We start from the raw sequence: 19,026 nt of genomic DNA, 5'->3' as shown, positions 1-19,026 counted from the left end.
GAGCAGCGTACCGACCTGGACAAGCTGATTCTGGATCTGGAGACCAACGGTACCATCGATCCGGAAGAAGCGATTCGTCGTGCAGCGACCATCCTGCAACAGCAGCTGGCCGTGTTCGTCGACCTGGAGGCTGAGAAGCAGTCCACGCCGGAAGAGAAAGAGGAAGCAATTGATCCTGTTCTTCTGCGTCCGGTTGATGATCTCGAACTGACAGTTCGCTCTGCGAACTGCCTGAAGGCAGAGAATATCTACTATATCGGTGATCTGATTCAGCGCACAGAAGTTGAGCTGTTGAAGACCCCGAACCTCGGTAAGAAGTCTCTGACAGAGATCAAAGATGTCCTCGCCTCGCGCGGTTTGTCACTCGGTATGCGTTTGGAAAACTGGCCCCCGGCCAGCTTGAAGAACGAAGACTGATAATACATTGTTTCGTCGCCGGTCGTTTGGCCGGCGGTTAACGAGATCGCTGTGAAGCGATCGTTAGTGAAGGGTTTAGCGTCATGCGTCATCGTCATAGTGGCCGTCAACTGAATCGTAACAGCTCTCATCGCAAAGCCATGTTTCGCAATATGACCGCGTCTCTGGTTGAGCACGAGCTGATTAAAACCACCTTGCCCAAGGCCAAAGAACTGCGTCGCGTAGCCGAGCCGCTGATTACTTTGGCCAAGAAGGACAGTGTTGCCAACCGTCGTCTGGCGTTCAGTCGCCTGCGTGATAAAGAAGCGGTAGGTAAACTGTTCGCGGAGCTGGGTCCTCGTTATGAGTCCCGCCCCGGTGGCTATATCCGTATCATGAAGTGTGGCTTCCGTGCCGGCGACAAGGCCCCCATGGCCTATGTTGAGCTGGTGGACCGCCCCCAGATTGAAGCGGGTGAAGAGCCGGTAGAAGCGGCAGCGGATACCGCCGAGTAATATCGGCGCCGCGCTGATGATGTCTTTCGTGGACATCATTGAAGCAGATACAAAAAAGCCAGGCTGATGCCTGGCTTTTTTGTATCTGCGAGAAATGCTTTTAGTCAGGCTTTCTCGGCTTTCTTTTTCCCTTTTTTGCGCTTTGCCGCCACCTTCAGCATCGGTTTGAGGAAACGACCGGTGTGGGATTGTGTCTGCTCAGCCACCGCCTCCGGCGTGCCGGTGGCGATAATCTCGCCCCCACCCGAGCCGCCTTCCGGCCCCAGGTCGATAAGCCAGTCAGCGGTTTTGATCACGTCAAGGTTGTGCTCAATCACCACCACTGTATTGCCGTGATCCCGTAACCGGTGCAGAACCGCCAGAAGTTGCTCGATATCGTAAAAGTGCAGCCCGGTCGTCGGTTCATCGAGAATGTAGAGAGTCTGGCCGGTGTCCCGTTTTGAGAGCTCGCGGGAGAGCTTGACCCGCTGCGCTTCCCCGCCAGACAAGGTCGTCGCCGCCTGGCCCAGCCGAATGTAGGAAAGTCCCACGTCCATGAGCGTCTGCAGCCGATTGGCAATCGCAGGGACCGGGTCGAAGAAGGTTCTGGCTTCTTCGACAGTCAGCTCCAGCACTTCGTGAATGCTTTTGCCTTTGTATTTCACCTCCAGTGTCTCGCGGTTATAGCGCTTGCCTTTACATACGTCGCAGGGCACATAGACGTCCGGCAGAAAGTGCATCTCCACCTTGGTGACCCCGTCGCCCTGGCAGGCTTCGCAGCGGCCACCGCGGACGTTGAAACTGAATCGTCCTGGTTTGTAACCGCGTGAGCGGGCTTCCTGGGTTCCGGCAAACAGCTCTCTGATGGGGGTAAAAATGCCGGTATAGGTTGCCGGGTTGGAGCGTGGGGTGCGGCCGATCGGGCTCTGATCAATATCGACGCATTTATCGAAGTGATCCATGCATTCAACGGTTTCATAGGGCGCCGCCTTGAGCGTGGTGGCGCCATTGAGTTCCGTCGCCGCGAGCGGGTGAAGTGTGGCATTGATCAGGGTGGACTTACCGGAACCCGATACCCCGGTGACACAGGTCATCAGGCCCACCGGGAGCTCCAGGGTGACGTTTTTCAGGTTGTTACCCCGGGCGCCGGTGATTCGGAACATCCGGTCGGGGTCTACAGGATGACGCTCCGCTGGCACAGCGATTTCCCGCTTGCCGCTGAGGTACTCCCCGGTAATCGAGCCGTCGGTGGCCATGATGGCGTTGACGTCGCCCTGGGCGATCACCTGACCGCCGTGAACGCCAGCGCCCGGGCCGATATCGATCACATGGTCGGCCTGGCGTATGGCATCTTCATCGTGTTCGACCACAATCACCGTATTGCCGATATTGCGCAGGTGGGTCAGTGTACGGAGTAAGCGCTCATTGTCGCGCTGGTGCAGCCCGATCGAGGGCTCGTCCAGGATGTACATGACGCCCACCAGGCCGGCACCGATCTGACTCGCGAGGCGGATTCGCTGCGCCTCGCCCCCGGACAGGCTGTCCGCGCTGCGGTTCAGAGACAGGTAATTCAGACCCACATCCACCAGAAAGCGGAACCGGTCGCGCAGCTCCTTGAGTATTTTCTCCGCAATGCTCGCCTTGCTGCCGTGAAAGTTGAGGGCGCTGAAGTAGTCGTAGGCCTCCCCGACTGGCAGCTCGGTCATCTGGGGCAGGGTGTGCTCGTCGATGAACACATTGCGCGCCTCCTCTCGCAGACGTGCGCCGCCGCAGCTGGGGCAGGATTGGGAGGACATGTACTTGGCCAGCTCCTCGCGAACCGACGAGGATTCGGTGTCCCGATAGCGCCGCTCCATATTGGGCAGGACACCCTCAAACCGGTGCCGACGCTGGTAGAGGTCGCCGCGCTCGTTAATGTAACTGAAGTCAATTTCCTCATCGTCCGAGCCGTATAGCACCACCCGCCGGTCTTTGGCTTTGAGCTTTTTCCAGGGCGTATCGATATCGAAACCGTAGTGCTCCGCCAGAGAGTCGAGCATGTGGTAGTAGTAGATATTGCGCCGGTCCCAGCCGCGAATGGCACCTTCGGCCAGAGATGCTTCGGGGTTCTGTATCACCCGGGATTCATCAAAGAACTGCTTCACACCCAGACCGTCGCAGGTCGGGCAGGCGCCGGCGGGATTGTTGAACGAGAACAGGCGCGGTTCCAGCTCACTCAGGCTGTAATCGCAGACTGGGCAGGCATGCTTGGCGGAGAACAGTTGGTCATCCTGTTCGCCATCCATAAAGCTGATGCCGGCCAACCCTTCGGTCAGGTTCAAAGCGGTCTCGAAGGACTCGGCAAGCCGGGTCTGCAGGTCGGGCCGGACTTTGAACCGGTCTACCACCACCTCGATGGTGTGCTTTTTCTTCTTGTCCAGCTTGGGCAGGTCATCCAGGTCCACCAGAATGCTGTCCACCCGGGCACGGATAAACCCTTCGCGCTTCAGTTGCTCGAAGATATGTAAGTGCTCACCTTTGCGATCCCGGATAACCGGGGCCAGAAGCATGAGCTTGGTGCCCTCGGGCAGGGCGAGCACCGTGTCGACCATTTCGCTGACGGTTTGGGCCGATAATGGCTCACCGTGCACCGGGCAGCGGGGCTCACCTACCCGGGCGAATAGCAGGCGCAGATAGTCATAAATCTCGGTAATGGTGCCCACGGTGGAGCGCGGGTTGTGGGAGGTGGATTTCTGTTCGATGGAGATGGCCGGGCTCAACCCTTCCACGTGGTCGACGTCGGGCTTTTCCATCATGGAGAGGAATTGCCGGGCGTAGGTGGAGAGTGATTCCACATAGCGTCTCTGGCCCTCGGCGTACAGGGTGTCGAAGGCGAGTGAGGACTTACCCGAGCCGGACAGGCCGGTAATCACGACGAGTTTGTCCCGCGGTATGTCGAGGTCGATATTCTTGAGGTTATGGGTGCGCGCCCCCCGAACCAGAATGGTATCCATCATGTCTCCCGAAACGACCAAATCCCCCATTATACGCATTCCCACCGAGGGGCGGTCACCCGGGTTGTAAAGGATTGTAGTGAGTAATAGTCACGCCCGGTTTGGAGCGGGGCATACCCGACCCTGAGCCGGACTTGATGAAGGCTTAGGGTCAAAGGGTTTGGGCGTGCAGTGTGTTAGAATTCGCCTCCCATTTACCCATGTGAATCAGGAGCTGTCCTTGCCGATTGTTCAGGCCCCCTTCGAGCGCCGCACGGTGGTCTCCCTGGCACTGCTGTACGCCTTCCGTATGCTCGGGCTGTTCATGGTCCTGCCGGTGCTCACCCTCTATGGCGACGACTACCGCCACGCCACCCCCCTGCTACTGGGCCTGGCCCTGGGCGCCTACGGCTTCAGTCAGGCACTGCTCCAGATTCCTTTCGGTATCCTCTCCGACCGCATCGGCCGAAAGCCCGTCATCACCGTCGGTTTGTTAGTGTTCACTCTCGGCAGCGTGGTTGCTGCGCAGGCCGATTCGGTTTATGAACTGGTGCTCGGGCGCCTGCTCCAGGGGGGCGGTGCCATCGCTGGCGCGGTGATGGCCTTGTTGGCGGACCTTACGGCCGAAGAGAACCGCACCAAGGCCATGGCGACCATCGGTGGTGCGATTGGTGTCTCCTTCTCATTGGCGCTGGTGATTGGCCCCCTGCTGGCCAACTGGGGCGGCCTCGCGGCGGTGTTCTGGTTGACCGCCGCACTGGGGCTGGTCGGATTGTGGATCGTCTGGCAACTGGTGCCGACGGTTCAGCGACCGCCGCGCCGGCGGCGCGAAGTCGGGGCCGTTCCGGAGCTGATCCGACAGGTATTGGCCAATCGCGAGTTGCTGCGCCTGAACCTGGGCATCTTCGTGCTGCACTTTGTGCTGATGGCCCTGTTTCTGGTCATGCCTCAGCGTCTGGAAACGGACCTCGGTATTGCCCGGGGGGATCACTGGTTTGTCTATCTGCCGCTGCTGGCGGGCGCCTTTGCGGCCATGCTGCCGTTCATCATCATCGCCGAGAAGCGTCGGCAGATGAAGCCGGTGTTTCTCGGCGCCATTGCCCTGTTGGGACTCGCGCTGGCGGCACAGCCCTGGGTCAGCTCGTTATTCGCCGTGTTGGCCATTCTGTTTGTGTTCTTTATGGCGTTCAACCTGCTGGAAGCCAGCCTTCCCTCACTGGTCAGCAAGATTGCGCCAGCGGGGGGGAAGGGCACCGCCACCAGTATTTATGCCAGCTGCCAATTTTTCGGCGCCTTTGCCGGCGGTGCCCTGGGCGGTTGGGTGTTTCAGGTGGGAGGGTTGCCGGCGGTATCGGCGGTGGCCGTAACGCTGGTGTTGCTCTGGTGGCTGGCCGCCGTGGGCATGCGCCCGCCCCGTTACCTGGCCAGCGTTCTGATTCCGCTCAAAGGCAAGGTCAGCGACCGGTTCAGTGAAGAGCTATACGCCGTGCCCGGCGTGGCCGAAGTGGTGGTCGTGGAAAGCGAGGGGACCGCTTACCTCAAGGTGGACCCCCGGGTGGTGGACCGCAAGCGGCTGTCCTCCATCGCCGAACAGTGTGTGTTGGCCCGGTGAACCCATTCACCGACTGACAGCCAAGGGCCGCTGGTGTATCCTGACGGCCATTTAAGACAGTTTACGAACAGGAGAACATCATGGCTCGGGGAATCAACAAAGTCATTCTGATCGGGAACCTGGGTGCCGACCCGGAAACCCGCTACATGCCCTCCGGTGGGGCGGTGACCAACGTCAATTTGGCCACCAGTGACCAGTGGAAAGACAAGCAGACCGGCCAGCCACAGGAGCGCACCGAGTGGCACCGGGTGGTCTTTTTCAACCGTCTGGCCGAGATTGCGGGCGAGTATCTGAAAAAGGGCAGCAAAGTCTACATCGAAGGCTCCTTGCGTACCCGCAAGTGGCAGGGGCAGGACGGTCAGGACCGCTACACCACTGAAATTGTCGCCAATGAGATGCAGATGCTCGACGGCCGTGGTGGTGACAACAGCAATTATGGCGGCGGTGGCGGTTATGGCAATCAGTCCGGCCCGTCGGACGATTACTCCGCGCCACAAGGTGGCGGCAATTACGGCGGCCCCCAGAATGCGCCCGCTCAGGGTGGGCAGCAGAACGCGCCACGGGGCGGCGGGCAGCCTCAGCAGCCAGCCGGCGGCTTTGACAGCTTTGATGATGACATTCCGTTCTAAAGCCACGTCCAGGTGAGTTGCCGCGTTTGAAACTGCTGTTGACTGACGCCTCCCATGCCCTGGGCAAAGCGCTCGAGCACGAGCTTGAGCGCGAACCCTTTGCGCTGATCATGCCCGAGTCGGCCCGACTGAACTGGACCGATATCGGGGAGGTTCGCGCCTGGATCGAGCATCAGCGCCCCAGGCTGGTGATCAACACCCTGGGTTGGGCCGATCGGCCCGATAGCGCTCACTGCTCCCTGATCCCCCGGGCCGCCGCCATCCTGGCTCAGGTTTGCGAGGAGCAGCGCCTGCCCATGATCCAGCTGTCCAGCTATCAGGTCTTTGGCGGGGATAACAAAAGCAGTCATGCCGAAAAAGACGAACCCATGCCCCAAAGTGACGCCGGGCGCGCCTGGTTGGCGGCCGAGCAGGCGGTGACCGGGGTGCTGTCGAAGCGGTTGATTCTCCGCCTGAGCTGGATGATTGGCAGCTATGGTGACAACCGCCTGACCCGCCTTCTTGGCGCGATTTTCAGTGGTCAGGGGGAGGTGCCGGTCCATGTCCGACTGAAAGGGTCACCCACGGCGCTGTCCGATGCGGCCCGAGTGATCGTGGGCGTGGTCAAACAGATCAGCTGTGGGGCGGAGAACTGGGGGGTCATGCATTACGCCAGTCGCGAGCCCTGCAGCGAAGCGGATTTTGCGGAAAAGGTGATTGCCGTACTGGGCCAGCTTGACAGCATGCCGGAGGGGGTCGAGCTGACGAGGCTGGAGTCCTTGCCTCCGGATGAGCCTATCAGCGCGGTGTTGGGTGGGCGGCGCCTGCGGGATGGCTTTGGCGTACAGGCAAGGGCTTGGGAGCCCTACCTGGTACCTATGGTCAAACAGTGGCTGCACCAGCGCCAGGGTTGATCAGCCGGAAGTCAGGACATAAAAACGTGGTGGACATAAAAAAACGCGGCCGATGCCGCGTTTTTTTATGTCCATCTGAACAGGGTCTGGCGTATCAGTCGGCCATGCGCTGGAACACCAGGCAGGCATTGGTGCCGCCAAAACCGAAGCTGTTGGACATGACCCGCTCCAGAGTCACCCCATCCTGACGCTCGGTCGCGATCGGCAGCCCTTCGGCTTCGGGGTCCAGCTGGGTGATGTTCGCCGAGGCACAGATGAAGTCGTGCTTCATCATCAGGAGGCTGTAGATGGCCTCCTGTACGCCGGTGGCACCCAGAGAATGCCCGGTGAGGGATTTGGTGGAGCTGATGGTCGGCACCTTGTCGGTAAAGGTGGCGCGAATGGCCTTCAGTTCAGCCAGGTCGCCCACCGGCGTACTGGTGCCGTGTGAGTTGATGTAATCAATGTCCCCGTCGGTGGTCGCCAGGGCCTGCTTCATGCAGCGAATGGCGCCTTCACCGGAAGGGGCCACCATGTCGTAACCGTCAGAGTTGGCGCCGTAGCCAACCAGTTCGGCGTAGATCTTTGCGCCGCGAGCCTTGGCATGCTCATACTCTTCCAGTACCAGGCAACCACCACCACCGGCAATGACAAAACCGTCGCGCTCTGCATCATAGGCGCGTGATGCTTGTTCGGGATGGTCGTTGTACTTGGTGGACAGGGCGCCCATGGCGTCGAACAGGCTGGTCAATGTCCAGTGCTCTTCCTCACCACCACCGGCAAATACGATGTCCTGTTTGCCCAGCTGGATCTGCTCCATGGCGCTACCAATACAGTGGGCGCTGGTGGCGCAGGCGGAGGAGATGGAGTAGTTCAGCCCCTTGATTTTGAAGGGTGTGGCCAGGCAGGCCGAGGTGGTGCTGCCCATGGTCTGGGTGACCCGGTAGGGGCCGACCCGCTTCAGGCCTTTCTCCCGCAGTACGTCAGCTGCTTCCACCAGGTTCTTGGAGGAGGCGCCGCCAGAGCCCATGATGATACCGGTGCGCTCGTTTGACACCAGCGACTCATCGAGGCCGGCGTCAGCAATGGCCTGATCCATGGAAATATAGGCAAAGGCCGCCGCATCGCCCATGAAGCGAAGCACTTTGCGATCAATGCACTCTTTCAGGTCAATGTCGATGGAGCCCGCCACTTGGCTGCGGAAACCCATCTCGGCATAGCTGTCCTGAAATTTGATGCCGGAACGGCCTGCGCGTAATGCCTCGAGTACGGTGGCAATATCATTACCTAAGCAGGACACAATGCCCATGCCGGTAACTACAACGCGTTTCATAGGCTACCTCTTATCTCTGTTTGTAGCGGAAGCAGTGGGCGCCATTATGCCATACAAACCGCTCTGTCGGGGCGGGGATTGGACCGCTCGACAGAAGCTGAGTTCAGCGCCACGGGCTGGCCCGGCCGCCCGATTTAGAAGGAATCAGTGTTCTGAAACAGACCGACGCGCAAATCCTTGGCAAAGTAGATGTCTTTGCCATCGACGGATACCCGGCCGTCGGCGATGCCCATGATCAGCTTGCGCTCAATGACCCGCTTCAGGTTGATGTGATAGGTGATTTTTTTGGCGGTGGGCAGAATCTGCCCGGTAAATTTCACTTCACCGCAGCCTAGGGCCCGTCCCTTACCGGGGTTGCCCTTCCAGCCCAGGAAAAAACCCACCAGTTGCCACATGGCGTCCAGGCCCAAACAGCCGGGCATAACCGGGTCGCCGGGGAAGTGGCAGTCAAAGAACCACAGGTCGGGAGAAATATCGAGCTCGGCGATGATTTCGCCTTTGCTGAATTCCCCGCCCGTTTCGCTGATATGGGCGATCCGGTCGAGCATCAGCATATTGGGCACGGGCAACTGGGCGTTGCCGGGGCCAAACAGGCGGCCGTGGCCACACTCGAGCAGTTCGTCACGGCTGTAGGCGTTCTTTTGGGCAAAGGCGTTCATAATAGGGGCTCTGTTACAGTCTATATCGGCCCATCGGTCACCGTTGCGGGTGGATTCAGGGCGGCAAAGGTCGCCATTCTACCGACTGTGGGGAGCTTGTCTAGTGAGTCCGGGCCAGGGCGAACTCCGCCACCTCGGCCATGGCCCGGGTGTAGGCGTTCTCTGGCAGGGCCGCCAGCTGTGCCCTGGCGCTGGCGACCTGGGCGCGAGCGCGCTCGAGCGTGTATTCCATGGCGCCAGTTTCCTCGACGATGCGCAGGATCTCCGGCAGCTTTGTGGTGTCTCCCGCCCGGATCGCACCTGCCACCAGCGCCTTCTGGTCCGGTGTTCCCGTCTGCATAGCATAAATCAGGGGCAGGGTGGGTTTACCCTCCGCCAGGTCGTCACCGACGTTCTTGCCCAGGGCCTCGGCGTCTCCCTGATAGTCGAGCGCATCGTCTACCAGCTGAAAGGCCATACCGACGTGGTGGCCGTAGGCCCTCAGCGCCTGGCGCTGGTCGGGGGCTGCCTCGCTGAGAACCGCTGCCACTTCGCAGGCTGAGGCAAACAGGATGGCCGTCTTTTTGTCGATCACTGAGAAGTAATTGCTCTCCGTGACGGCGGGGTCCTTGGCGTTGACCAACTGCTGGACCTCGCCCTCCGCGATACGGTTAGTGGTTTCCGACAGCACCGACATGATGTCCATACTGCCAATGGCCACCATCATCTGAAATGCCCGGGAATACAGGAAGTCCCCCACCAGCACCGCCGGGGCGTTACCCCACTGGGCGTTGGCGGTAATGCGCCCGCGCCGGCGCTCCGAAGTGTCGACCACATCGTCGTGGAGCAGGGTGGCGGTGTGGATGAACTCGATGATCGCCGCCAGGTCCAGATTGTCCTGTCCTCTATAGTCCAGTGCCCGGCAAGTGAGCAGCACCATCAGCGGGCGCAATCGCTTGCCCCCGGCTTCAATAAGGTAGTGACCAATATTCTCGACCAGCTCTACATCGGAGTGGAGCTGTTCGATGATGCGCTGGTTAACGGCTTCGAAATCGTCCGCAACAACCTGGTGGAAAGGCAGCATGGGGCTTGGGCTCTGTTGCTGATAAAGGAAAGGCATCCTAGGCAGGGAGGGGGTGGCTGTCAAGAATTCCGGCGCCTACCGTCAACCGGCCCATCGGTGCCTCCCCTCCGGTGCTCGTCACAAAACCTTCACAAAACTGTCGCCCAAGATTCATAAAACTTGTTGAACATAGGCGCCACACGACGAGATGAGCCGAGTTGCTTGCAAGGCTTTCTCCGACCAGACATGGACTATGGGTCGAGGCCGGTAGTCCCCGTTTTCAAAAAAAGCGATCCATCAGGAGTGCTCAACCTATGAAAATCACGACCCTTGTTAGCGTAACCGCTTTGACTGCAGTGCTGGCGGCTTGTGGCGGCGGCGATATCGAGATCGATGCCCGCAACCAGTCCAGTGTCGACAACTCAGTTGGCGATAACAGCAACAATAACACCAGTGGTGGTGGAGGTGGCGAAACCGTAGATAACCCCTGTGCCTCCTATGAACAAGACGGCGAGACCTTCCAGGGCTCATACGATGCGCCCAACTGCGTATACGGCACCGATTTTGTCAGCCTGAGCAAGCCCTACACCGGTTCTGAAGAGCTGGTTTTTGGCGACCTGTCCAATGACGGCGCCCACATCTTCAACGACAGCCTGATGATCGGTCAGGGCTACGACAACGACGCTGACATGGAAGCGGCTGGCATTGCCCAGGGTGGTGACGGCTCTGTATTGCGCCTGGAAGCGGGCACCATTCTGGCCTTCCGCTCCAACGATGATTACTTTGTGGTCAATCGCGGTTCCCAGATCTTTGCTGAAGGCACTGTGGAAGAGCCGGTTGTGGTGACTTCTACCTCCGATATCGAAGGTACCGTAGGACCCGAAGATGTCCAGCAGTGGGGCGGCATGATCATCAATGGTTTCGGTATCACCAACAAGTGTGCCTACACCGGCACCATGATGGATGGCGATCTGGCGACCTCCGATTGCCATATCGCCGCTGAAGGTAAGGCCGGCGCTGGCCAGACTTACTACGGTGGTGACAACAATGAAGACAGCTCCGGCTCCCTGGAGTACTTCATGGTCAAGCACACTGGTGCCCAGGTGGCTCCGGGTAACGACCTGAACGGCATTTCTTTCAACGCGGTCGGTTCCGGTACCGAGGTGAACTTCCTGCAGGTTTACTCAACCTACGACGACGGTATCGAGTTCTTCGGTGGCGCGGTTGATATCAACAACTACGTGGGTCTGTATGTCCGCGATGACTCCATCGATATCGACGAAGCCTATGTCGGCACCATCAACAACGCATTGGTGATTCAGGGCGAGACCGATGGCGATCACTGCATCGAGTCCGACGGTATCGGCAGCTACAGCAGCCAGGATCAGGCCACTATCGACGATTTCGTGGCTCGCGGCCTGAACTCTCGCGCTACCATCAATAACCTGACCTGTATCGTCTCTCCGAATGCGGCGGGTACTCATGCTGATGGCCACGGCTGGCGCATCCGGGAAGCGCACTTCCCGACCATCCGCAACTCCATCCTGACCACCGCTTACATGGGTGACCAGGCGGACGATAACTACTGTGTTCGCATCGAATCGGCTGAAGGTCTGCAGGCGGCTCAGGACGGTGACCTGGTGATAGAAGAGTCCATCATCGCCTGTGCCACCCTGACCAACGGCGGCCCGCTGCCGGACAGCACCACCACTCGTGCCTTCCTCGAAGCCAACAACGACGTGATGCAGACCGCGGCTGACGGTGAAGACCCGACCGCTGACGACGTCGATGTCAATCTGGCCATCCTGGATGGTTTCTACTCCCTGCCGCTGGGCGACATGGTGGTCAACGGTAACGCCACTCAGGTGACTCCGGTAGATGCAGACTTTGTCGGTGGCGTGACCGCTGACAACGACTGGACCGCGGGATGGACTTACGGCCTGCACCCGGACAATCGTGCCCAGCCGCTGTGGTTCGAAGCGGCTGAATAAGCCCCGACTGCAACGAGTCAACACACGATTGCCGTAACGAAAGGGCGCCTTACGGCGCCCTTTCTACTAGGCGGCTCTCTACAGCTTCACTAGATAGGGCAGTTCAGATGAACAGCAAACAATTTTCAACTCACCTCGCTCGTGCCGGCTTCAGCGTCAGTCTGCTCAGCGCTTTGATCAGTGCCTCGGCCGTGGCCCAGGACGATGACAGTGCACCGACCCAGCCGCCGGTGATGGCACCGCCGGTCATGGAAGAGTTGCTGGTGACCGGCGGCCGCCTGATGAGCGGCGCGGAAAGTCTGGCCGTGGAGCGTCAGGAAGCGGCGGTGGCGACTGACCTGCTTGGCGCGGATCAGATCAGCCGGATTGGCGACTCAACCGTCGCGCTGGCGTTGACACGCGTTCCCGGGGTCACCCTGGTGGATGGCAAGTTTGTCTTTGTGCGCGGGCTGGGTGAGCGCTACTCCAACACCACGCTCAACGGCGCCATGGTGCCGTCCCCGGACCTGTCACGCAACGTGCTGCCGCTGGACATCATTCCGACCTCCATTGTGGATTCTCTGGCAATCCAGAAAGTGCCGTCAGCGGACAAGCCTGCCGCCTTTGGTGGTGGTAGTGTCGACATCCGTACCACCAGTATTCCGGACGATATTCTGTTCAACATTGAGCTGGGTACCGGCACCAACACCGCTTCCTCGGATTTTCTGACCTACACCGGTGGTGAGGATGATCGCTGGGGTTCCGATGATGGCGCCCGGGCGCTGTCGCCTCAGTTGAGTGCGGCTCTGGATCAGTACCGCGGTGATGTCTCCATCAACAATATCAATACGGTTGCCCGTCTGGATTCTATTGAGGACGCCGCGGCGATCAACCGTCAATTGGCCGCCGGTCTCAATCGGGACATCAGCCCTCGGGAAACCTCCGGCGAGCCGGATATCGAAGCCGAGATCAATCTGGGTAACAATTATTACCTGCCCAATGACATGGAGTTCGGCTTTCTGGCCGGTGCGGCTTATGACAGCAGCTGGCGCAATCGCGAAGTGGTCCAGCGCCGCTTTCAGGACCCTGAGAACCAGGTGGTCACCGAGGATGAGACCGTCAACTCGGTGGATATTTCCGGCAACCTGAGTTTTGGGCTTCGTCTGAACGCGGAAAACTCCATTGAAACCACCAGTATCTGGTTGCGCAACACCGACGACGAAGTGTCGGTGCGTGATTACTTCAACGCCAACCGTCTGCTGTCCGATGGACAGGGTTTCCGCAACACCGAGCTGCGCTACGAGCAGCGTGAGCTGGAAGTGCATCAGGTGCACGGGGAGCACGAGCTGGGTTGGGATACGCTGGATGCACTGGGCCTCAGTGACAGCCTGGACTTCCTGCGTGGCCTGAGCTTCGACTGGTATATTTCGGACAGCGAGGCGTCCACGGACCTGCCGAATGAAGTCAATGCGTTGAGCCTGACGGTAACCGATCCACAGACCGGTGAGGTTCAGTCGTCGGCGTTCAGCGGCGCCAACAATACTGCTGCGAGTTATCGCTACTCGGATCTGCGCGACTACGTCGACAGCAACGGCTTCACTATAACAATGCCGGCCACCCTGGGTAACTGGGAGTTTGCCCTGTCCGGGGGGATGGATTACTGGCAGAAGTCCCGCACCTACGAGCAGTATGAGTTCTATCTGGGCAGCACCACGCTCGGGAACAGCGATCCACTGTTCACTCAGGACCTGAGTAGCATCCTGGCGGACGACAACCTGCTCGATCCGGCCAATGGCTTCCAGGTCACCAACAACTCCGGCAATGCCAACAGCTATGTGGCGGCCAATAAGGTGAACGCGGCCTTCGGCCAGCTGGACATGACCTGGGATTACACCTGGCGTCTGGTGATTGGTAGTCGCTGGGAAGATTATCAACAGGTGAACCTGCCGTGGAACCCGGTCAACTATGACGGCAGTCAGTTCCCGGGCATGGAAAGCCCCGACCCGCAGGTCGTGGCCGACTACTTCCAGGAAGTGACTTACACCGAGGACGATGTGTACAACTCGGTGGCGCTGACCTGGATGACCCAGGACTTCTGGGCGGAAGACTTCCAGCTGCGGGCCAGCTTTGGTGAAACCACCGTGCGTCCGGACCTGAGGGAAATCTCCGGTTCCAGTTACTTTGATCCGATCACCGACATTGTGGTCAACGGCAATCCGGACGTGGTGCCTTCCCAGATCGATAACTTCGACCTGCGCGCCGAGTGGTTCTTCTCCGGTGGGGACAACTTCACCCTGTCCATGTTCTACAAGGACATTGTGAACCCCATCGAGCAGTTTGAAGGGGCCGCTACGGATGACAATATCCGGGCAGAGATCCACAACGGCGACAGCGCGGAGCTGTACGGGCTGGAAGTCGAGTTCCTGAAGAGCCTGGGCGATATGGCGGCGGTGCTGGATCCCTTCTTTGTGCAAGGTAACTTCACCTTCATGGATCAGGAGCTGGTGGCCGGCAACAATGCCGATGCACCCACCAACCCGATTCGCCCGCTTCAGGGCGCCTCCGATGTGGTCAGCAACCTGATTCTGGGTTACGACTCATCCGATGGCATGCACTCGGCCACGCTGTCCTACAACTCCTTCAGCGAGCGCCTGTTCTTCGCAGGTCGCAACGGGGCGCCGGACAGCTTCGAGCAACCGTTCCACTCGCTGGATTTCACCTACTCTTTCTACCCCAGTGACAACTTCACCGTGAAGCTGAAAGTCAAGAACCTGCTGGACGAGAACCTGGTGATCGAGCGGACCAATACCGCCTCCGACGGCAGCACGCAGGATGTGGAGATCTACAACCAGGAGCGGGGTCAGGATCTCAGTCTGAGTGTCCAGTACCGCTTCTGACGGTGTTCCGGATACTTTTCTGCTGCTTGGGCCGCTCTTTTGAGCGGCTTTTTTCTATAAAAAGCCGAAACTGTCATAATAAATTAACATAACTCTGCTAAGCGCAATGCTACTCTTTGGGCATGGGATAAAGGGTTTATAGCCGGATTTGCGCCGTCCGTCATCCAACAAACCCCCTCAGTGCCAATGAAAGAGGATAAGAGCATGAAAAAAGTCGTAGTCAGCGCCCTGGTCGCGCTGGGCCTGGGTTCAGTGGGCAGTGTCGCGGCCGAACAATATCAGCCTGCGGGCTTTGGTGAAGATACACTCCGCTACCTGGAGGCCGCTGTGGCGCCTCCAGCCTTGACCGCCAATACACCGGTGGCCTCCGTCTACTGTCAGGCGGATGTGGGTACCGATGGTCTGACCCGCAATGTGTCCTGCTATGAGCGTGACGGTTTCACCGACCTGCGCGATCAGGTGGAAGAGGCCATGGCGACCCGGCGTTTCTCCGCCGCCACGGTCGATGGTGAGCCGGTGCCGGTACGGATGGTGTTCCGGGTGGTCTATGCCGACCTGGAAGGCCAGCCTCCGGTCATGCTGCTGCCCAACCTGGGGCACATGCAGGGCGATTTCGGCTATCAGTACAGCGCCCCGCAGGAGCGGCTGGACGACCGGAACTGGTACTCCCTGTACCGTAAAAACGACTGGAGCCAGGGCCAGCCCTTCTTCAGCGATGAAGGCGAGTTGACCCGGGTATTGGCCTGGGTGAACGACAGCGGTCGGGTGATCTCGGCGCGCAGCCTGGAGAGCCACAGTGAGCACCGGCGCGATGCCCGGGCGGTGGAAAAAGCCCTTGAGGCTTCTCGCTTCCTGCCCGGCATGGTCAGTGGCAAACCGGAAAAAATGCGCTACGTGGCGGTGCTGCACTACCCGAACTAAGCCGATTCCAGAAGAACGCGCCGATCCACCGGCTGGCCGAAAGGTCAGTCGGTTTTTTGTGTCTGGCTGAGTCAATCTGATAAAGAGGTTGACCTTTTACCAATGTGTCGATATGTTTCGACATATGGAAATTAAAGACGCTATTCCGAGCTTTGCCGCCCTTTCTCAGGAAACCCGTCTGGCGGCGTATCGTCTGCTGGTCCGCCACGAACCCGAGGGACTGGCCGCTGGTGAGATCGCCCGTCAGTTGGGGGTACCTCACAACACCATGTCCACACACCTTGCCACATTGGCCCGGGCGGGCTGGGTTGTTTCTGAGCGACATAGCCGGTCCATTATCTATCGCGCCAATATCCAGCATATGAACGACGTCATTCAGTTCCTGGTCCGGGATTGCTGCGCGGGTCACCCGGAAGTCTGTGTGCCGACAGCCGTTAGACCAAATGGGACTTGCTGAGCAGCAGGGGCACCGGGCTTACCAGAGGCCCTTATCCAATCAGGTTTGATGATTACAGTGGAGCAGACTAGTGGGATTGTTTGAGCGGTATTTATCGGTTTGGGTTGCTCTGGCCATCGGGGTCGGTGTTGCGCTGGGTCTGGTGTTCCCGGCAGCGTTCCAAATGCTGTCCGGTTGGCAGTATGCCCAGGTCAACCTGGTCGTGGCGGTTTTCATCTGGTTGATGATCTACCCGATGATGGTGCAGGTGGACTTAACCTCCATCAAAGATGTGGGTAAGCGCCCCCGGGGCCTGTTTCTGACCCTGGTGGTCAACTGGTTGATCAAACCCTTTACCATGGCGGCGCTGGGCTGGTTATTTTTTCGCGTGTTTTTTGCCGGTTGGGTTGACCCGCAGACCGCCACGGAATACATCGCGGGGATGATCCTGCTGGGGGTGGCGCCATGCACCGCCATGGTGTTTGTCTGGAGTCAGCTGACCAAGGGTGATCCCAACTACACGCTGGTGCAGGTCTCCATCAACGATCTGGTACTGGTGTTTGCGTTTGCGCCGCTGGCCGCGTTTTTGCTGGGCATGACCGATATCACTGTGCCCTGGCAGACACTGGTATTGTCTGTTGTTCTTTACGTGGTGCTGCCGTTGATCGCCGGTGCGGTCACTCGTCGTTGGCTATTGGCCCGCGGCGGCGAGCCAGCGCTCAATGAATTTCTGCACAGGGTCAAACCGGCGTCCATTCTCGGACTGCTGGCGACAGTGGTCCTGCTGTTCGGTCTGCAGGCGCCGGAAATCATCGATAACCCTCTGGCGATTGTTCTGATTGCCATACCGTTACTGATTCAGTCGTACGGCATTTTCATGTTGGCCTATTGGATGGCGCACAGGCTGCGCTTGCCCCACGATGTGGCCGCCCCGGCCTGCATGATCGGGACCTCGAACTTTTTTGAGTTGGCGGTGGCCGTGGCCATCTCCCTGTTTGGAATGCAATCCGGTGCGGCATTGGCCACCGTCGTCGGTGTTCTGGTGGAGGTGCCGGTCATGTTGTCTCTGGTGGCATTTGCGAATCGGACCCGTCACTGGTTCAAGGTTTGATAATAGGAGCGTGTTATGACGATTAAAATTGGCATTAATGGCTTTGGCCGTATGGGTCGCCTGGCGTTGCGGGCCGGCTGGGATTGGCCTCAAGTGGAATTTTCACAGATCAATGACCCAGCGGGTGACGTGGAGACACTGGCGCACCTGCTGAATTTTGACTCGGTACACGGTCGCTGGACTCACGAAGCGCGGGTGGACGGACAAGCCATTGCCATTGGTGAGCAGCGGGTGGCAGTCACTCATAACCGGGCCATTGGCGACACTGAATGGTCCGGTTGCGATGTGGTCATTGAAGCCTCGGGCAAAATGCGGGATCGGGAGCTGCTCCAGGCCTATCTGGATCAGGGGGTGAAGCGCGTGGTGGTCACCGCGCCGGTGAAAGCCGATGACATCCTCAATGTGGTGATGGGGGTGAATGACGATCAGTACGACGCGGACCGCCATCGCATTGTCACTGCGGCGTCCTGTACCACCAACTGTCTGGCACCGGTGGTCAAAGTGATTCATCGGGCGCTGGGCATCAAGCACGGCTCCATGACCACGCTGCACGATATCACCAACACCCAGAGCATTCTCGATCAGCCTCACAAGGATCTGCGTCGCGCCCGGGCCAGCAGCATGAGCCTGATTCCCACCACCACCGGATCGGCCAAGGCGATTACGGAGATTTTCCCCGAGCTGAAAGGGCGGCTCAATGGCCACGCGGTGCGTGTTCCCCTGGCCAATGCGTCGCTGACCGACTGTGTCTTTGAAGTGGAAAAAGCCACCGATGCGGCTCAGGTCAATCACCTGCTGAAACGTGCAGCCGAGGAGGAAATGCCGGGCATTCTCGGCTATGAAGAGCGACCGCTGGTGTCGGTGGACTACAAAACCGATCCGCGCTCCAGCATCATCGATGCCCTGTCGACGTTGGTGATCGACGGCACCCAGGTAAAAATCTACGCCTGGTACGACAACGAGTGGGGCTACGCCAACCGCACGGCGGAACTGGCGCGCAAGGTCGGCCTCGCGGATCACGCGGGTTGACCATGTTGGCACACTTGTCTCCGGCCATTCGTCAGTACCTGCTGATTACCGCCAATTATTGGGCCTTCACCCTGACCGATGGCGCACTGCGGATGTTGGTGGTGCTGCATTTTCACCAACTCGGTTATAGCCCGCTGGCCATCGCCATGCTGTTCCTGTTCTATGAGATTTTCGGGGTGATCACCAATCTCGTGGGCGGCTGGCTCGGTGCCCGCCTGGGCCTGAACCGGACCATGAATCTGGGGCTGGTGTTGCAGGTCGTTGCGCTGTCCATGCTGCTGGTGCCGGCCGCCATGCTCACGGTGCCCTGGGTGATGGCGGCGCAGGCGCTTTCGGGTGTGGCCAAGGACCTGAACAAAATGAGCGCCAAGAGCTCCATCAAGTTGTTGGTGCCGGACGGGCAGGGCGGTGCCCTTTATAAATGGATCGCGGTGCTGACCGGCTCCAAAAATGCGCTGAAAGGTGCGGGCTTCTTTTTGGGGGGCGCGCTGTTGATGGTCGTGGGATTTGCCGGCGCCGTCGGCGCCATGGCCGCTGCGCTTTCTGTGGTCTGGATCATCAGCCTGATTTTTCTGAAGAAGGATCTGGGCCGGGCCAAAAGCAAACCCAAATTTTCTGAGGTCTGCTCCAAAAGCCGCGCGGTCAATGTGCTG

The 19,026-nt window shown here is 59.3% G+C and carries 16 protein-coding genes; 12 read left to right on the top strand and 4 right to left on the bottom strand.

Going from position 1 to position 19,026, the window contains the following annotated elements:
• Positions 1–417, top strand: a 417-nt coding sequence (locus tag B3520_RS07580; protein WP_286875792.1) for a DNA-directed RNA polymerase subunit alpha C-terminal domain-containing protein, incomplete at its 5' end; no start/stop codon positions are given.
• Positions 418–500: 83 nt separating this feature from the next.
• Positions 501–911 (top strand): 50S ribosomal protein L17, encoded by a 411-nt coding sequence (gene rplQ, locus B3520_RS07575; RefSeq protein ID WP_024462499.1) that lies wholly within the window; start codon positions 501–503, stop codon positions 909–911.
• A 104-nt stretch (positions 912–1,015) separates the two neighbouring features.
• Here rplQ and uvrA read toward each other — a convergent pair whose 3' ends face one another.
• On the bottom strand, positions 1,016–3,883 hold the full coding sequence (uvrA, locus tag B3520_RS07570; protein WP_286804498.1) for an excinuclease ABC subunit UvrA: 2,868 nt from the start codon (positions 3,881–3,883) through the stop codon (positions 1,016–1,018).
• 220 nt (positions 3,884–4,103) lie between these two features.
• Between uvrA and B3520_RS07565 the strand changes: the two genes are divergently transcribed.
• The 3 genes from B3520_RS07565 (at position 4,104) to B3520_RS07555 (ending at position 6,996) form a co-directional block, all read left to right on the top strand.
• On the top strand, positions 4,104–5,474 hold the full coding sequence (locus B3520_RS07565) for an MFS transporter (protein WP_339619451.1): 1,371 nt from the start codon (positions 4,104–4,106) through the stop codon (positions 5,472–5,474).
• Between the two features lie 80 nt (positions 5,475–5,554).
• Positions 5,555–6,103 carry a single-stranded DNA-binding protein gene (ssb, locus tag B3520_RS07560; RefSeq protein WP_024462502.1) on the top strand — a complete coding sequence of 183 codons (549 nt, stop codon included), beginning with the start codon at positions 5,555–5,557 and terminating at the stop codon, positions 6,101–6,103.
• A gap of 26 nt (positions 6,104–6,129) precedes the next feature.
• Positions 6,130–6,996 (top strand): SDR family oxidoreductase, encoded by an 867-nt coding sequence (locus B3520_RS07555; protein ID WP_286804491.1) that lies wholly within the window; start codon positions 6,130–6,132, stop codon positions 6,994–6,996.
• Between the two features lie 94 nt (positions 6,997–7,090).
• Here B3520_RS07555 and fabB read toward each other — a convergent pair whose 3' ends face one another.
• The 3 genes from fabB to B3520_RS07540 form a co-directional block, all read right to left on the bottom strand.
• Positions 7,091–8,308 (bottom strand): beta-ketoacyl-ACP synthase I, encoded by a 1,218-nt coding sequence (gene fabB / locus B3520_RS07550; protein ID WP_286804492.1) that lies wholly within the window; start codon positions 8,306–8,308, stop codon positions 7,091–7,093.
• A gap of 134 nt (positions 8,309–8,442) precedes the next feature.
• On the bottom strand, positions 8,443–8,967 hold the full coding sequence (gene fabA, locus B3520_RS07545) for a 3-hydroxyacyl-[acyl-carrier-protein] dehydratase FabA (RefSeq protein WP_024462505.1): 525 nt from the start codon (positions 8,965–8,967) through the stop codon (positions 8,443–8,445).
• 100 nt (positions 8,968–9,067) lie between these two features.
• Positions 9,068–10,030 carry a polyprenyl synthetase family protein gene (locus B3520_RS07540; protein WP_123639550.1) on the bottom strand — a complete coding sequence of 321 codons (963 nt, stop codon included), beginning with the start codon at positions 10,028–10,030 and terminating at the stop codon, positions 9,068–9,070.
• A gap of 293 nt (positions 10,031–10,323) precedes the next feature.
• Here B3520_RS07540 and B3520_RS07535 point away from each other — a divergent pair, with 293 nt between their 5' ends.
• From B3520_RS07535 to B3520_RS07505, 7 genes are all read left to right on the top strand, one after another.
• Positions 10,324–12,000: a serine/threonine protein kinase gene (locus tag B3520_RS07535; protein WP_123639549.1), complete on the top strand. Its 1,677-nt coding sequence runs from the start codon at positions 10,324–10,326 to the stop codon at positions 11,998–12,000.
• A gap of 107 nt (positions 12,001–12,107) precedes the next feature.
• Positions 12,108–14,876, top strand: coding sequence for a TonB-dependent receptor domain-containing protein (locus B3520_RS07530; protein WP_286804493.1), 2,769 nt, complete (start codon positions 12,108–12,110; stop codon positions 14,874–14,876).
• Between the two features lie 204 nt (positions 14,877–15,080).
• Positions 15,081–15,797 (top strand): hypothetical protein, encoded by a 717-nt coding sequence (locus tag B3520_RS07525; RefSeq protein ID WP_286804494.1) that lies wholly within the window; start codon positions 15,081–15,083, stop codon positions 15,795–15,797.
• A gap of 112 nt (positions 15,798–15,909) precedes the next feature.
• On the top strand, positions 15,910–16,254 hold the full coding sequence (locus B3520_RS07520) for an ArsR/SmtB family transcription factor (RefSeq protein WP_238559289.1): 345 nt from the start codon (positions 15,910–15,912) through the stop codon (positions 16,252–16,254).
• A 70-nt stretch (positions 16,255–16,324) separates the two neighbouring features.
• A complete protein-coding gene (arsB, locus tag B3520_RS07515) occupies positions 16,325–17,344 on the top strand; it encodes an ACR3 family arsenite efflux transporter (RefSeq protein ID WP_024462511.1) in 1,020 nt (339 codons plus the stop codon).
• 15 nt (positions 17,345–17,359) lie between these two features.
• Positions 17,360–18,373 (top strand): ArsJ-associated glyceraldehyde-3-phosphate dehydrogenase, encoded by a 1,014-nt coding sequence (locus tag B3520_RS07510; protein WP_286875790.1) that lies wholly within the window; start codon positions 17,360–17,362, stop codon positions 18,371–18,373.
• 2 nt (positions 18,374–18,375) lie between these two features.
• The coding region (locus tag B3520_RS07505; RefSeq protein ID WP_286875788.1) for an MFS transporter at positions 18,376–19,026 on the top strand (651 nt) is incomplete at its 3' end.

Source organism: Marinimicrobium sp. UBA4509 (genome assembly GCF_002388575.1).
In the GTDB taxonomy this organism is placed as follows: domain Bacteria; phylum Pseudomonadota; class Gammaproteobacteria; order Pseudomonadales; family Cellvibrionaceae; genus Marinimicrobium; species Marinimicrobium koreense.
The sequence above is the reverse complement of the archived record's forward strand: the minus strand, read 5'-3'. Positions and strand labels throughout refer to the sequence as shown.